Genomic DNA, 13,279 nt, shown 5'->3' with positions numbered 1-13,279 from the left:
CTCCGGGCGGCTCGGTAAGTAAGGCACGAGGCACGCATGCACGAGGAGTCAAGGACCGCCGCGTCCCGGCGGCGGTTCGCCGAGGAGGCCAGGTCCGAACGGCCCGACCTGTCCCTGCTGTGCCTCCTGCTGAGCGCGGAGGCTGATCCGGAGCTCGGGGACGACGACATCGACGCGGCGCAGATCGAGCTGGACCGGCTCGCCGGGCAGCTCCCCTTCCGGCCCGGCGGGGCCCGGGCGTGGGCGGTCGCGCTCGCCGAACTCCTGGGTGCGCGGTGCGGGTTCATGGGAACACCCTCCGACTACCAGCGCCTGGAGTCCTCCCTCCTGCACGAGGTGCTGCAGCGCCGCCGGGGCCTGCCGATCCTGCTCTCGGTGGTGTGGATCGAGGTGGCGCGGCGGGCGGGCGCGCCCGTCTACGGCGTCGCGCTGCCCGGTCATTTCGTGGTCGGCTTCGGCGCGCGCGAGGAGCAGGTGCTCACCGACCCGTTCGCCGGCGGCCGGCTCCTGACCGGCGAGGACGCGGAGCTGCTGGTGGCGGACTCGTCGGGCGGCACGGTGTCCTCCTCGATGCTGACGCCCGCCGATCCGCTGAACATCGTGCTCCGCATCCTCAACAACATCCGCGCCTGGGCGGCGGCCCGCCCCGAGCGCTCGGACGTCGCGCTCTGGGCGGTCGAACTCTCCCTGCTGCTGCCCGCCCACCCGGCGCGGCTGCGTTACGAACGGGCCCAACTCCTCGTCCAGCGCGGCGACTTCCTCGCGGGTGCGGCGGAGCTGGAGGAGTACGCCGATGTGGTGACGACGGTGGAGCCGACCACCGCGGACCGGGTGCGGGACCAGGCGCGGGCCGCACGGGCCATGCTCAACTGACGGCGCCCGTGCGGGCGTAGCGCCCCGGCGCGATGCCCACCACCCGCTTGAAGTGCCGGGTGAGGTGCGACTGGTCGTAGAAACCGGCGGCGGTCGCCACCTCGCCCGGCGGCTGCCCCGCCAGGAGGAGACGGCGGGCACGGTCGACGCGGCGGGACATCACGTACTGGTGCGGTGCGATGCCATACGCCCCGCTGAAGGCGCGTACGAGATGCGTGGGGTGGGCGTGGACCAGGCGTGCGGCCTCGGCCAGGGTCACGCCGTCGAGCAGCCGCTCGTCTAGGAGGTCGCGGAGGTTCTGGGCGACGCCCCGCCCGGTGTCACCACGGGTACCGGTGGCGATCCTGGGGCGCAGGTGGCCGCGCAGGCGCTCGCCGATCAGGGCCAGGCGACTCTCGGCCTCCAGCTCGTCGCCCCGGCACGCCAGGGCCGCGTGCAGCTGGCCCACGCGTCCACGCAGGACCGGGTCGACGAGGTCGGGTCCGTCCACCGCGGGGCCGATGAAGCTCGCGTCGAGCTGTGTCATGTCCAGGTAGAGCACCCGCTTGCGGAAGCCGTCGGGGGTGGCGGGCGAGCCGTTGTGCGGGACCTGGGGCGGGAGCAGGGAGACGGTGTCGCCGGGTGTGCCGTGAACGCGCCGGTCCAGGTCGTAGCGGACGGCTCCGTCGTCCACGATCAGCAGGGTCCACGCGTCGTGGACGTGCATCGGGTACGCGTGCTCGGTGAAGTGGGCGTGGAAGACCTCCACGACACCCGCGACCGGCGGGCGCCACGCGGAAATCTCCTGCCGGGCCACCATGCAAAGAACGTACAAGACGCGGCGGGCGTCCACTCGGCAGTCTCGAGGCATGAGAACCACCGCTGAGACAGAAGCCGCCGGGGCGGAAACCGCAGGCACGGAGACCGCCGGAACAGAGACCGCCGAGGTCACGGGCCCGGCGCCCGTCCGCTTCGACACGAAGATCGCCGTCCTGCTCCGCGACGACCTGGAGCCCTGGCAGCGCCTCAACGTGACCGCGTTCCTGGTCAGCGGGCTCGGCACGGCGGTGCCCGAGGTGGTCGGCGAGCCGTACGAGGACGCCGACGGCACCCCCTATCTGCCGATGTTCCGCCAGCCCGTCCTCGTCTTCGAGGGCTCGAAGGAGACGCTGACCGGGGCGCACGGCCGGGCCCTGTCCCGCTCGCTGCCGAGGGCACTGTTCACGTCCGACCTGTTCGCCACCGGCAACGACCGGGACAACCGGGCCGCGGTGCGGGCCGTGCCCACGGACCAGCTCGACCTGGTGGGGATGCTCGTCCACGGTCCGCGCAACGCCGTGGACAAGGTCCTCAAAGGGGCCCGGATGCACCCTTGACCGACCGGAGCACAGGCGCGGGGCGAGATCGGAGCGCTATCGATCGGCCCGGCAGGGCACGAAGCAGCTATGCACCCCCAATCCCCGGAGCGGCGACGCCTCTTCGCCGATCAGGCACGGGCCGCACGGCCCGATCTCACGCTGCTGTGCCTGCTGATCGCCGCGGAGGCCGACCCCGATCTCGATGACACGGGCATGCGCGCGACGCCGCGCATCCTCGACCGCCTGGCCGACCAGCTGACCGAGCGGCTGCCCGACAAGGCCGGCGGCCCCCGGTCCTGGGCGCTCGCGCTGGCCGAACTGCTCGGCACGCGCTACGGGTTCAAGGGCAGACCCGGCGACTACCAGCACCTCGGTTCGGCGCTCCTGCACGAGGTGCTGCGGCGGCGCAGAGGCCTGCCCATCCTGCTCTCGGTGGTGTGGATCGAGGTCGCCCGGCGTGCGGGCGTGCCCGTCCACGGGGTGGCCCTGCCCGGCCACTTCGTGGTCGGCTTCGGCGCGCGCGACGAGCAGGTCCTCGCCAATCCGTTCGCGGGCGGGCACGTCCTGTCCGCCACGGACGCGGAGCTGCTGGTGGCGGGGGCCACCGGCGCGCCGCTCGTGCCCTCGATGCTGAGCCCCGCCGGGCCCCTCGACATCGTCCTGCGCGTCCTCAACAACATCCGTGCCTGGGCGGCGGCCCGCCCCGAGCGCTCGGACGTGGCGCTCTGGGCGGTCGAACTCTCCCTGCTGCTGCCCGCCCACTCGGACCGGCTGCACTACGACCGGGCCCAACTCCTCGTCCGGCGCGGCGACTTCAGGGCGGGCGCCGCCGAGATCGACACGTACGCCGACGCCTTGGAGCACACCGACGAGGCGGCGGCGATGCGGCTGCGCCAGGAGGCCATCGGGGCGCGGGCGATGATGAACTGAGCTCCGTGGGCGGGTGGTTCAGAGCCAGCCCTTGTCCCGGGCGACCTTGACCGCTTCGGCGCGGTTGCGCACGGCCAGCTTCTGGATCGCCGTCGAGAGGTAGTTGCGGACCGTGCCGGCGGAGAGGTGCAGGGCCGTGGCCAGCTCGGCGTTGGTCGCGCCGTCGGCCGCGGCGCGCAGGACCTCGCGCTCACGGTCGGTCAGCGGGTTCGCGCCTCCGGCGAGTGCGGCCGCCGCGAGCGTGGGGTCGATGACCCGCTCCCCCGCGAGGACCTTGCGGACCGCTTCGGCGAGCTGGGCCGCGGGCGCGTCCTTGACCAGGAAGGCGTCCGCGCCGGCCTCCATGGCGCTGCGGAGGTAGCCGGGGCGGCCGAAGGTGGTGAGGACGACGATCTTCAACCCGGGGAATTCGGCGTGCAGTTGGGCCGCCGCCTCGATGCCCGTGCAGCCGGGCATCTCGATGTCGAGGAGCGCCACGTCCACCGCGTGCTCGCGCGCCGCCGCGAGGACCTCGTCGCCGCGGGCCACCTGGGCGACCACCTCGATGTCCGGCTCCAGGCCGAGCAGCGCCGCGAGCGCCTCACGGACCATCGACTGGTCCTCGGCGAGGAGCACCCTGACGGTGCCGCTCCCGCCGCCCGCACCGGCCCCGCCGTCCACCCTGCTCACGCTGCTCATGAGGGGGATCCTACGGCCGCCCCGGCCAGCGGCACACGGGCCGCGAGACGGAAGCCGCGGCCGTCGGCGGGGCCCGTCTCCAGGACGCCGCCGACCGCCTCCACGCGCTCGGTCAGGCCCGTGAGGCCATTGCCCGCCGCCGCGCCCGAGCCGCCCGACCCGTCGTCCTCGACGCAGAGTTCGAGGAGCGGCCCGGCGAGGGTCTGCCGGGCGGTGAACGTCACCGTGCAGCGCCGCGCACCACTGTGCCGTACGACGTTGGTCACGGCCTCCCGCAGCACCCACGCGAGGGCCGCCTCGCCCTCCTCGCCCGGGAGTTCGGCGGGTGCCTCCAGTGGTACGTCGGCGGCTACACCGGCGGCCGTCAGCGCCGTGCGGGCGCCCGCGAGCTCTCCGGCGAGAGTGCGCCTGCGGTAGCCGGAGACCGCCTCGCGCACGTCCACCAGGGCCTGGCGGCTGACCTGTTCGATGTCGGCGACCTGCTGGGCGGCCTTGTCCGGGTGGTCGGGGAGCATGCGTCCGGCGAGCTCGCTCTTGAGCGTGATCAGGGAGAGCGAGTGGCCGAGCAGGTCGTGCAGGTCCCTGGCGAGCCTCAGCCGCTCTTCGTTGGCGGCGAGTTGGGCGACGGTGGCGCGGGCCTGCCGGAGCATGATCGTCGTACGGATCAGTTCGCGTACGCCCGACATCGCGAAGCCCACCAGGAGGGTGATCACCCCGAGGTTGGTGATCAGGTCACCGAGGCCGTCGTCCCGCAGGCCCACCAGGATCATCACGAGGGTGACCCCGGGGATGACGTAGATCGCGTACCGCATGGGCAGGACGGCGCCCGCGGAGACCGAGACGTACACGAAGAGGCCGAGCCACTGGTCGCCGAAGCCGAGGGCGAGGATCACGGCGAGGGCCAGGAGCAGCCCGAAGGAGACGATGACGGCGCGCCACTGGAGGATTTTGGTGGTGTAGCGGAAGACCAGGGTCAGATAGCAGACCACGAAGACCGCGAGGCCGACCCAGCCGAACACGGTGGCGAGGGTCGTGTGGTGACCGTCGGTCAGGTCCTTGATCGGCGAGCTCAGGAAGACCAGCCAGACGCCGATCCAGACCGACTTCGTCAGGAACTGGCGTCGGCCCTGCGGCGGTCGCCCGAACGTGTACACGGGATGGTTCTCGCCGCCCGCGGCGTATGTCTCGCTCACGCCTTCAGTGTGTCCTTCCGGTACAGCCACGCCGCGCCGCCCGCGAAGAGAAGGAAGTAGGCGACGAGGAGCGTGACGTCCTTCGCATGCGGGGCGTTGCCCAGTTCGATGGCCTGTCCGAGGGCAGCGTACGCGTGCGTGGGCAGCCAGGAGGCGATGTCCTGGAGCCACTTCGGGAAGGTCGTCGTCGGCATCCACAAGCCGCCGAGCACGGAGAGCCCGAAGTAGACGATCATCGTGATGGGGCGTACGGCGTCACCGGTCGCGAGGTAGCCGATGGCCACGCCGAGTGCCGCGAAGCAGAGGCTGCCCGCCCAGATCGCGCCGGTCAGCGCCAGCCACTGCCAGGCCTCGAAGCGGACGTCCTTGACCGCCGCCGCGACCACGAACACCACGACGATGGACGGCAGGCTGACCACGGCCGCGCTCGCGGTCTTCGCCAGGACGTAGCCGCGGCCGGGCAGGGAGGTCAGGCGCAGCTGGCGCACCCAGCCGTTCTCGCGCTCCTTGGCGATGCGCTCGCTGTTGCCCATGAGGACGGCGGTGAGGGCGCCGAACGACGCCATCGACACCATGAAGAAGGCGGGCAGGTTCAGGCCCGTCCCCTCGACCTTCTCGGTGGCGGACTGGCCGCCCGCGATGATCAGGAAGAGCAGCGACGGATAGACCACGGAGAAGAAGAGGAATTTGCGGTTGCGCAGGGAACGGGTGATCTCCAGCTTGACGAGAGCGCGTGAAGCGAAGGAACGCGTCGGATTCGTCATCGGGTCCTGGCCTCCTCGGCCTCGGTGATCGCCACGAAGGCCTGCTCGAGACCGAGCCCGGCGACCTCCAGATTGCGGGGGTAGACGCCGAGCCCGTACAGCGCGTGCACGGTCGCGTCGGCGTCCGTCGACTGGAGGCGGACCGTGTGGCCCGACACGTCGAGCGTGGTCAGGAACGGCAGCGCGCGCAGCTTGCCCGCGAGCGCGTCGCCTACGTCCTCCAGGTCGAAGGAGACCTTGCGGGCGCCCGCCTTCGCCTTGATCTCGGCGGCGGTGCCGTCCGCGAGGAGACGGCCGCGGTGCAGCACCAGGACGCGGTCGGCGATCGCGTCGGCCTCCTCCAGGTAGTGCGTGGCGAAGAGGACGGCGCGGCCCTGCTCCGCCTGCTCGCGCATGGTCGCCCAGAAGGCCTGGCGGGTGGTGACGTCCATGCCGGTCGTCGGCTCGTCGAGGACGATCAGGTCGTTCTCGCCGGCCGTCGCGAGCGCGAAGCGTACGCGCTGCTCCTGGCCGCCGGAGAGCTTGTTGACCCTGCGGTCGGCGAGCTGCGAGATACCCGCGTGGGCGAGCACGTCGTTCACCCGGTGGGGCCGCGGGTGCAGCGCGCAGGCAAGCCGGACCAGTTCCTTGACGGTGACCTCGTCCATCAGGCCGCCGCTCTGCAGCATCGCGCCGACCCGGCCCGAGGTGATCGCCTCGCGCGGACTCGTGCCGAAGACCCGCACGGTGCCGCTGTCCGGGCGGCGCAGGCCGAGCAGCAGGTCGAGCGTGGAGGACTTGCCCGCGCCGTTCGGGCCGAGCAGCGCGACGGTCTCGCCGGGGTGGAGCTCCAGCGTGAGGGCGTCCACGGCGAGCACGTCGCCGTAGCTCTTGGTCACCTGCTCGAAGCTCACCGCGCCGGTCGCGGGCGGTGCCGCGGTCTGTGTCGTCATGTGATCCATCGTCGCCAAAGGGCGGTCGACGGCGGCAGTGTCGTGTGTGCCGAGTCCGGGATGACAGATGTCATGCCGGAGGCCGGGCGGTCCGTCTCGGCGGGCCGCCCGGCCTCCGGGTGCGCAGCGGAATCAGCTGCCGTTCGTCTCGATCACGCCGACCCGCTCCGCGGGCGTCTTGCCGGTCAGGGCCTTGTTCATCGCGGCGGCCACGTCCGTCGGCTGGACCGGCGTCTTCTCGCCGTTGCCGCGCTGGATCAGGATGCCGTCGAAGACGTTGCCGTAGAGCTTCTTGAGCTCGACGAGGTTGTAGTGCGGCTGCAGGGTGCCGTTCGCCGCCACCTTCGTCTCCAGGATCTTCGGCAGCGACTTGGCCGGGCCGAACGGGATCGAGGCGGTGCCCGCCTTGATCGTGACGTTCGCGGACATGGCGGGCTTCGCGAAGCGCGTCATGAACTTGTCGACCTCGGCGTTCGGGACGGTCGGCTTGCGCGTGGTGACGGGCACCTGGACGGTGCCGGCGCTGCCGGTCTCGACCTGCTTCTTGTACGCCTCCGAGACGGCCTTCGTCGACGCGGCGACGTCGATGCCGTTGCCCGCCTTGCCGTACACGGGGACGGCCTTGCCGGGCACGAACTTGACCCCGCCCTCCTTGGCCGAGCCGGAGCCGCCCGCGGCGCGCTCCAGGGCGGCAGCCAGCTTCTCCTCGTCCACGGGCATGACCGGATCGGCGACGCGTGCGCCGCCGAAGAGCGAGCCGATCACCGATACGGGGTTGTAGTCGCTGCCCGCGGCCTCGCGGACGGTCGCCTGGCTGTCCAGGGTCAGGCCCGCCTGGTCCGGCTTGAGCGTGACCGACTCGCCGTCGACCGACAGCTTCAGGGGCTTGGCCACGCGCTGGCCGATCGCCGCGTCGAGCTTCTTGACGGCCTCCTCGCGCGTGCCGCCGCCGATGTCGACGCCGAGCGCGGTGGTGCCCTTCGGCACGTCGGCGTGGTTCATCAACAGACCGGCGCCGTACGCCCCGCAGGCCACGACGACCACGGCGACGGCCACGAGAACGAGCTTGTTGCGCCCCTTCTTCTTCTTGGCCGGGGGCGCGGAGACGGGCACGTTCGGCTGCACCGGCTCGGGCAGCTTGGGCGGGGTGTGCGGGAGGGGACCGTCGGTCTGCGGGCCCCCGGCGAACGGCGAGTTCTGCGCGGGCGGCACGACGGGGATGCCGCTGGTCAGGGTGTCGCCGGAGATGTTGGTCCCGGGGGAAGGCGCGCTGGGGCCGCCGGGGATGGAGCCGGGGCCGCCGTGCACGGGGCCGCCGGGGGTCTGGCCGCCGGGGGGTCCCTGGAGGGGGCCCGCCTTCTGCGGCGTGAGGATGGCGGTGTCGTCACCCATCACGGGCGCACCGGCGCCCGCGCCCGAACGGGCTGCGGGACCGGCCGGGTTGGGCCGATTGCCGGGGTTGCCCGGGTTGCCGGGGTTACCCGGGTTGCCGGGTCCGCCCTGATTCGGCGATGCCATCGGGTTCGCCCGGCCTGCCGGGTTGGCCTGGTTCGCCGGGTGGGACGGGTCCGCGGGCTTCGGCGGCAGCGGGCCGTCACCGGTCACCGGTCCGCCGGTCGGCCCGGCCGGGCCACGGCCGCCGTCACCCGCGGCGCCTCCGGAGAAGTACGGCAGGTCACCGCGCTGCGCGTCGCCGCCCTGCGGCGCACCCGTGCCGAGCGGACCGGCCGCCACGGCGCCGGACACGTCGAAGGAGCCCGTGCCGGAGCCGTCGGTCCCCGAACCAGCGGATCCGGACGCGCCGTTCCCGCCGGTGCTCGCGCTGCTGCTCTTGCGCGGCGCGAACCAGTCGCTCGTCTTCTCCTCCGCCGGGGCGGAGGGCGCCGGTGACCCGGCCGAGGACGGCCCGGAGGGCGCGGAGCCGGTAACGGGCGCCCCTGCGGCACCGGGGCCACCCGCGCCGTTCGCGGACCCCTGACGCCCCGCGCCGTCCCCGGCGTCGGACGCGTCCGGCGTACGGCCCGCGTTCAGCGGACGGGACGCACCGGGGTCGCTGTCCCCGACGGGCGTGCGCATGACGACCGGTGGGATGGGCCGCGATCCGGGAATGTTGATCCGGATGCGCGTGGTCAGCGTGGTCTCGGTCCTGGGCTCGTCGGGCCGCTCGTCGGCGGTCTGCCGCTGCGCGCCGTCCACGGCGCCGTCCGACGCGGCACCCTGCGCGGGGGAGCCGTACGGCGGCGTCCCCGAGGGGTAAGCGGCTCCACCGCGCCCCTGGGGCCCGGAGGACGAACTGTCAGTTTCACGACTCAAGGCAGGTTCTCCCGGTTGGCTCCGCCGCCCGTGCTCCCCGCGCGGAGGGGAATGTCCCCCGGCCGGAGGCTGGGGGAGGCTCGACGGCGCGCACCACCATACTGGCCGCCGTCGGCAGTCATCCTGTGACCGCCGTCAAACCCGTGCGGCACACGGGCTGAAGTGGTACGTCACTTGCCAAGTCGGGCGGCGGGCCCGACTGGTTGCGGCCACTGGCCGAGGGTGGCACACATCACAGCGACCGCCATCCCGCCGAGCAGGAAGGCGTACGAGCCGAGTCCCGCGCCGAAGAGGAAGTCCCCCTCGGGGCGGCTGGCCGTGAGCAGCATGACGGAGACGAGCCAGCCCGCCGCCGGCGCCACCGCCCCCGCTCTGGTACCGATGGCCCGCACCCCGCCGTGGAAGAGCCCGGCGGCCCCCAGGAGCGCGAGCAGCAACCCGCCCGGGAACCAGCCCCCTTGGACCAGCGCACCAGCGGCGCCGACGACCGCGCCGAGCACGAAGAGGCCTCCGTACGCGGCGATACGGCCGAAATTCAGCGGCTGGGCGAGGGCGCTGCCGCCGGGCGGGGCGGCGGCGGACGACGAACCGGAACCCGGCGCCGACGTGGCACGCGAACGAGTACTCACAGCGCCGTCACCCCTGCCCCTTCGAGCCCCGCGAACAGATCCGTCTCACGCTCGCCGTCCACCGCACCGGTTTCTCCTCGCACCAACTCGTAGTACTCCACGTCGAAGATCGGCTGCGCGAGCCCGTTCGACAGGACGAAGAGCGGGCCCTGTACCTCGATCTGCGTGGCATGCGCGCGCATCGCCGCCGCCTTCGCCCGGGCGAAGGCGGTCCCGTCGATCTCCGCCGTGATCCGTTCGTCGTCCGTCACACCGGGGACGTCCGCGACCACGCCGGGGGTCGTGAACGGGGAGTGCCGCAGAGCACCCTCCATCCACCGGAACCGCTCTTCGACGACGGTACGCGGCGCACGGTTCCAGTAGATCTTGCGGATGGTGTGCGGTTCGCCGAGATCGGCGCGGAAGGCGCCCTCGGCCGCGAGGTCCGCGGCGCGCATCGCGACCCGGTGGGCCTGGATGTGGTCGGGGTGGCCGTATCCGCCGTCCGGGTCGTACGTCACGAGGACCTGGGGCCGCACCTCGCGGATCACCTCGACGAGGTGCGCGGCGGCTTCGTCGAGATCGGCCGACCAGAAGGCGCCGGCACGGTGGTTCTGCTCGATGCCCATCATCCCGGAGTCGCGGTAGCGGCCGGTGCCGCCGAGGAAGCGGTGGTCGGTGACCCCCAGCTCCTTCATCGCGGTGGCCAGCTCGCCGATGCGCTGCGGCCCGAGCGCGTCCTCGCGGTCGGGCGCGAGATGGGCGAGGTCGGGCGGGATGACCTCGCCCTCCTCGCCCAGCGTGCAGGTCACCAGCGTGACGTGGACGCCGTCGGCCACGTACTTGGCCATCGTCGCGCCATTGTTGATCGACTCGTCGTCGGGGTGCGCGTGCACGAGCAGCAGACGCCGGGCGGGCAGTTCCGTCATGGGACCACCCTACGAGCACCCCGCGCGACGATCGGAATGTGATGCGAAGGGATCAGAACTTGATGTCGCCGATCATCCCCGCCACGTTCGTCGTCAGCTCGTTGATCGTCGGGGCGATGGAGGAACTCGCCAGATAGAAGCCGAGCAAGACACAGACGATCATGTGGCCCGCTTTCAACCCTGACTTCTTGACCAGCAAGAAGACAATGATCGCCAGCAGCACCACCGCCGAAATCGAGAGTGCCACGGCGGCTCACCTCCAAGTCCCAGACCCTGCACCAGTGCGGACGCCAGCAGGTACATACCCACTAAGCGCTACGGATCATAACTATCCGTGGGTCCGCATGACTCGGAGCACGGCAGCACAAGGGGGCGCATGCCCTCTAGGCTCGGACGATGACCACCGAGACGCCCGGATCCGCCGGGCCCGCCGAGAGTCACACGCAGCGGCTCTCCTTCCCCCGTCTGCACGCCCGCACGCAACGCTTCACTCTCGGTGCGCCCCGCGCGTTCACGGTGGCGCCGGACGGGTCCCGGGTCACCTTCCTGCGCTCGTCGTCGGGCACCGACCGGGCGAACCAACTCTGGGTCCTGGACCTGACGGACGGCGCTGCCGAGCGGGTCGCGGCCGACCCCCAGGCCCTGTTGAAGGGCGCCGTCGAGCGGCTCTCCGCCGAGGAACGGGCCCGCCGTGAACGCAGCCGCGAGGGCGGCGCGGGCATCGTGGGCTACGCGACGGACGCGGCGGTGGAGCTCGCCGCCTTCGCGCTCTCCGGGCGGCTCTTCGCGGCGGAGCTGCGCGTGGGCACGGCGCGCGAACTGCCCGCCCCCGCACCGGTGATCGACCCGCGCCCCTCGCCGGACGGCCGCCACATCGCGTACGTCGCCGGGGGCGCCCTGCGGGTGACGGGCGCCGACGGGGAGGGCGACCGGGCACTCGTGGCGCCGGAGCCGGACTCCGTCGAGAACGAGACCGTGACGTACGGCCTCGCGGAGTTCATCGCGGCCGAGGAGATGCAGCGTTCGCGGGGCTTCTGGTGGTCGCCGGAATCGGACCGTCTCCTGGTCGCACGCGCCGACGACGCCCCGGTGAGGCGCTGGTGGATCGCCGATCCCGCGCACCCGGAGACGGAGCCCGCGCGGGTCGCGTACCCGGCGGCGGGCACGGCCAACGCGGACGTGCGCCTCTTCGTCGTGACGTTGGACGGCGCGCGCACCGAGGTGATGTGGGACCGCGCCCGCTACCCGTATCTGGCGCGCGTGCACTGGTCGTCGGCCGGGGCGCCGCTGCTCCTCGTCCAGTCCAGGGACCAGCTCAGCCAGCTCTATCTGGCGGTGGACCCGGACGACGGGTCGACCCGCATGGTGCACGCGGAGGAAGATCCGCAGTGGCTGGAGCTCTTCCCCGGCGCCCCGTCCTGGTCCCCCAGCGGGCGTCTGGTGCGGATCGTGGACGAGGGCGGCGCGCGGGTCCTCGCGGTGGGCGAACGCCCGCTGACGGGGCCGCAGCTGCACGTCCGCGCGGTGCTCGACGTGGCGGACGAGGACGTGCTGATCTCGGCGTCGGCGGGCGCGGCCGCCGCGTCCCCGGAGACCGGCGAGGTGCACGTCTACCGGGTCAACGAACTGGGCGTCGAGCGCGTCTCCGCCGAACCCGGGGTGCACTCGGCGGTGCGCGCGGGCGGCCTCACGGTCCTCGTGTCGGCCACCCTCGACCAGCCGGGCTCCCGCGTCCAGGTACTGCGCGACGGCAAGCAGGTGGCGACCGTCGCCTCATACGCGCGGCGTCCGGGGCTCACCCCGCGCGTGACTCTTACCGAAGGGGGCGCACGCAAGATCCCGTGCGCCGTCCTGCTCCCCACGGACTACGAGGAGGGTTCGGGCCCCCTGCCCGTGCTCCTCGATCCGTACGGCGGCCCGCACGGCCAGCGGGTGCTCGCCGCCCACAACCCGTACCTCACGTCCCAGTGGTTCGCCGACCAGGGCTTCGCGGTGGTCGTCGCGGACGGCCGGGGCACCCCGGGCCGCTCCCCCGCCTGGGAGAAGGAGATCCGCCGGGACTTCACGCTCACCCTGGACGACCAGGTGGACGCGCTGCAGGGACTGGCCGCCGACCACCCCCTCGACCTGGACCGGGTCGCCATCCGGGGCTGGTCCTACGGCGGTTACCTCGCGGGGCTCGCTGTCCTGCGCCGCCCCGACGTCTTCCACGCGGGGGTGGCGGGGGCGCCGGTGACGGACTGGCAGCTGTACGACACGCACTACACGGAGCGGTATCTGGGCAACCCCTCGGAGGACCCGGCGCCGTACGCCCTGAGCTCGCTCGTCACCGACGAGGGTCTGGTGGCACCGGAGGAGCCGCACCGGCCGCTGATGATCGTGCACGGCCTCGCGGACGACAACGTGGTGGTGGCGCACGCGCTGCGGCTGTCGTCGGCGCTGCTTGCCGCGGGGCGCCCGCACGAGGTCCTGCCGCTCTCCGGGGTCACGCACATGACCCCGCAGGAACAGGTCGCGGAGAATCTGCTGCTGCTTCAGGTGGACTTCCTGAAGCGCTCGCTGGGCCTTCCCCGGCCCTAGGGAACGGCGATCGGCCGGGGCGACATGGCACACCCCGGCCGATCCACGGCACCCGCACGGCCGTACGTTCTTCAGCCTGCCGCGTGCGTATATCGCCGGCGCGACGGTGCGGTTGCTCGCGTGTTAAGGCGACTCCGGGCCC

13 protein-coding genes are annotated in these 13,279 nt (G+C 72.7%); 4 read left to right on the top strand and 9 right to left on the bottom strand.

Annotated features, from left to right (window positions below; translation table 11 throughout):
- The first annotated feature begins 36 nt into the window (after positions 1 to 36).
- Complete coding sequence (locus AB0E78_RS17895; protein WP_361833245.1) at positions 37 to 873, top strand: transglutaminase-like domain-containing protein; 837 nt, start codon at positions 37 to 39, stop codon at positions 871 to 873.
- Here AB0E78_RS17895 and AB0E78_RS17890 read toward each other — a convergent pair.
- Complete coding sequence (locus tag AB0E78_RS17890) at positions 866 to 1,672, bottom strand: AraC family transcriptional regulator (RefSeq protein WP_361833243.1); 807 nt, start codon at positions 1,670 to 1,672, stop codon at positions 866 to 868. The genes AB0E78_RS17895 and AB0E78_RS17890 overlap by 8 nt on opposite strands.
- Before the next feature lie 49 nt (positions 1,673 to 1,721).
- Here AB0E78_RS17890 and AB0E78_RS17885 point away from each other — a divergent pair, with 49 nt between their 5' ends.
- Positions 1,722 to 2,228 carry a DUF2000 domain-containing protein gene (locus AB0E78_RS17885; RefSeq protein WP_361833241.1) on the top strand — a complete coding sequence of 169 codons (507 nt, stop codon included), beginning with the start codon at positions 1,722 to 1,724 and terminating at the stop codon, positions 2,226 to 2,228.
- A 69-nt stretch (positions 2,229 to 2,297) separates the two neighbouring features.
- A complete protein-coding gene (locus tag AB0E78_RS17880) occupies positions 2,298 to 3,140 on the top strand; it encodes a transglutaminase-like domain-containing protein (RefSeq protein WP_361833239.1) in 843 nt (280 codons plus the stop codon).
- An 18-nt stretch (positions 3,141 to 3,158) separates the two neighbouring features.
- On the opposite strand, the gene AB0E78_RS17875 is transcribed toward AB0E78_RS17880, so the two are convergent.
- The 8 genes from AB0E78_RS17875 to AB0E78_RS17840 all read right to left on the bottom strand — a co-directional run bounded on the left by AB0E78_RS17875 (position 3,159) and on the right by AB0E78_RS17840 (position 10,804).
- Positions 3,159 to 3,818, bottom strand: a complete 660-nt coding sequence (locus tag AB0E78_RS17875; protein ID WP_361833237.1) for a response regulator transcription factor — start codon at positions 3,816 to 3,818, stop codon at positions 3,159 to 3,161.
- Complete coding sequence (locus tag AB0E78_RS17870) at positions 3,815 to 5,011, bottom strand: histidine kinase (RefSeq protein ID WP_361833235.1); 1,197 nt, start codon at positions 5,009 to 5,011, stop codon at positions 3,815 to 3,817. The genes AB0E78_RS17875 and AB0E78_RS17870 overlap by 4 nt, the downstream gene beginning before the upstream one ends.
- Positions 5,008 to 5,775: an ABC transporter permease gene (locus AB0E78_RS17865; RefSeq protein ID WP_361833233.1), complete on the bottom strand. Its 768-nt coding sequence runs from the start codon at positions 5,773 to 5,775 to the stop codon at positions 5,008 to 5,010. Before AB0E78_RS17865 ends, AB0E78_RS17870 begins: the two co-directional genes overlap by 4 nt.
- On the bottom strand, positions 5,772 to 6,707 hold the full coding sequence (locus AB0E78_RS17860; protein ID WP_361833231.1) for an ABC transporter ATP-binding protein: 936 nt from the start codon (positions 6,705 to 6,707) through the stop codon (positions 5,772 to 5,774). Before AB0E78_RS17860 ends, AB0E78_RS17865 begins: the two co-directional genes overlap by 4 nt.
- A 132-nt stretch (positions 6,708 to 6,839) precedes the next feature.
- Complete coding sequence (locus AB0E78_RS17855) at positions 6,840 to 9,020, bottom strand: hypothetical protein (RefSeq protein WP_361833229.1); 2,181 nt, start codon at positions 9,018 to 9,020, stop codon at positions 6,840 to 6,842.
- 170 nt (positions 9,021 to 9,190) lie between these two features.
- On the bottom strand, positions 9,191 to 9,559 hold the full coding sequence (locus AB0E78_RS17850; protein ID WP_361833791.1) for a DUF6113 family protein: 369 nt from the start codon (positions 9,557 to 9,559) through the stop codon (positions 9,191 to 9,193).
- 86 nt (positions 9,560 to 9,645) lie between these two features.
- Positions 9,646 to 10,557: an N-acetyl-1-D-myo-inositol-2-amino-2-deoxy-alpha-D-glucopyranoside deacetylase gene (gene mshB / locus AB0E78_RS17845; protein WP_361833227.1), complete on the bottom strand. Its 912-nt coding sequence runs from the start codon at positions 10,555 to 10,557 to the stop codon at positions 9,646 to 9,648.
- 52 nt (positions 10,558 to 10,609) lie between these two features.
- Positions 10,610 to 10,804 carry a hypothetical protein gene (locus tag AB0E78_RS17840; RefSeq protein ID WP_344521425.1) on the bottom strand — a complete coding sequence of 65 codons (195 nt, stop codon included), beginning with the start codon at positions 10,802 to 10,804 and terminating at the stop codon, positions 10,610 to 10,612.
- Positions 10,805 to 10,953: 149 nt separating this feature from the next.
- Here AB0E78_RS17840 and AB0E78_RS17835 point away from each other — a divergent pair, with 149 nt between their 5' ends.
- Positions 10,954 to 13,137 carry a prolyl oligopeptidase family serine peptidase gene (locus AB0E78_RS17835; protein ID WP_361833226.1) on the top strand — a complete coding sequence of 728 codons (2,184 nt, stop codon included), beginning with the start codon at positions 10,954 to 10,956 and terminating at the stop codon, positions 13,135 to 13,137.
- Positions 13,138 to 13,279 lie beyond the last annotated feature (142 nt).

This window comes from Streptomyces sp. NPDC032198 (assembly GCF_040636975.1).
GTDB lineage: Bacteria > Actinomycetota > Actinomycetes > Streptomycetales > Streptomycetaceae > Streptomyces.
The sequence above is the reverse complement of the archived record's forward strand: the minus strand, read 5'-3'. Positions and strand labels throughout refer to the sequence as shown.

Bases quoted from the DNA above. Each gene is read 5' to 3' on its own strand.
- AB0E78_RS17860 (WP_361833231.1), bottom strand. From the start codon at position 6,707: ATGACGACACAGACCGCGGCACCGCCCGCGACCGGCGCGGTGAGCTTC.
- AB0E78_RS17865 (WP_361833233.1), bottom strand. From the start codon at position 5,775: ATGACGAATCCGACGCGTTCCTTCGCTTCACGCGCTCTCGTCAAGCTG.
- mshB (WP_361833227.1), bottom strand. From the start codon at position 10,557: ATGACGGAACTGCCCGCCCGGCGTCTGCTGCTCGTGCACGCGCACCCC.
- AB0E78_RS17875 (WP_361833237.1), bottom strand. From the start codon at position 3,818: ATGAGCAGCGTGAGCAGGGTGGACGGCGGGGCCGGTGCGGGCGGCGGG.
- AB0E78_RS17890 (WP_361833243.1), bottom strand. From the start codon at position 1,672: ATGGTGGCCCGGCAGGAGATTTCCGCGTGGCGCCCGCCGGTCGCGGGT.
- AB0E78_RS17880 (WP_361833239.1), top strand. From the start codon at position 2,298: ATGCACCCCCAATCCCCGGAGCGGCGACGCCTCTTCGCCGATCAGGCA.
- AB0E78_RS17835 (WP_361833226.1), top strand. From the start codon at position 10,954: ATGACCACCGAGACGCCCGGATCCGCCGGGCCCGCCGAGAGTCACACG.
- AB0E78_RS17895 (WP_361833245.1), top strand. From the start codon at position 37: ATGCACGAGGAGTCAAGGACCGCCGCGTCCCGGCGGCGGTTCGCCGAG.
- AB0E78_RS17885 (WP_361833241.1), top strand. From the start codon at position 1,722: ATGAGAACCACCGCTGAGACAGAAGCCGCCGGGGCGGAAACCGCAGGC.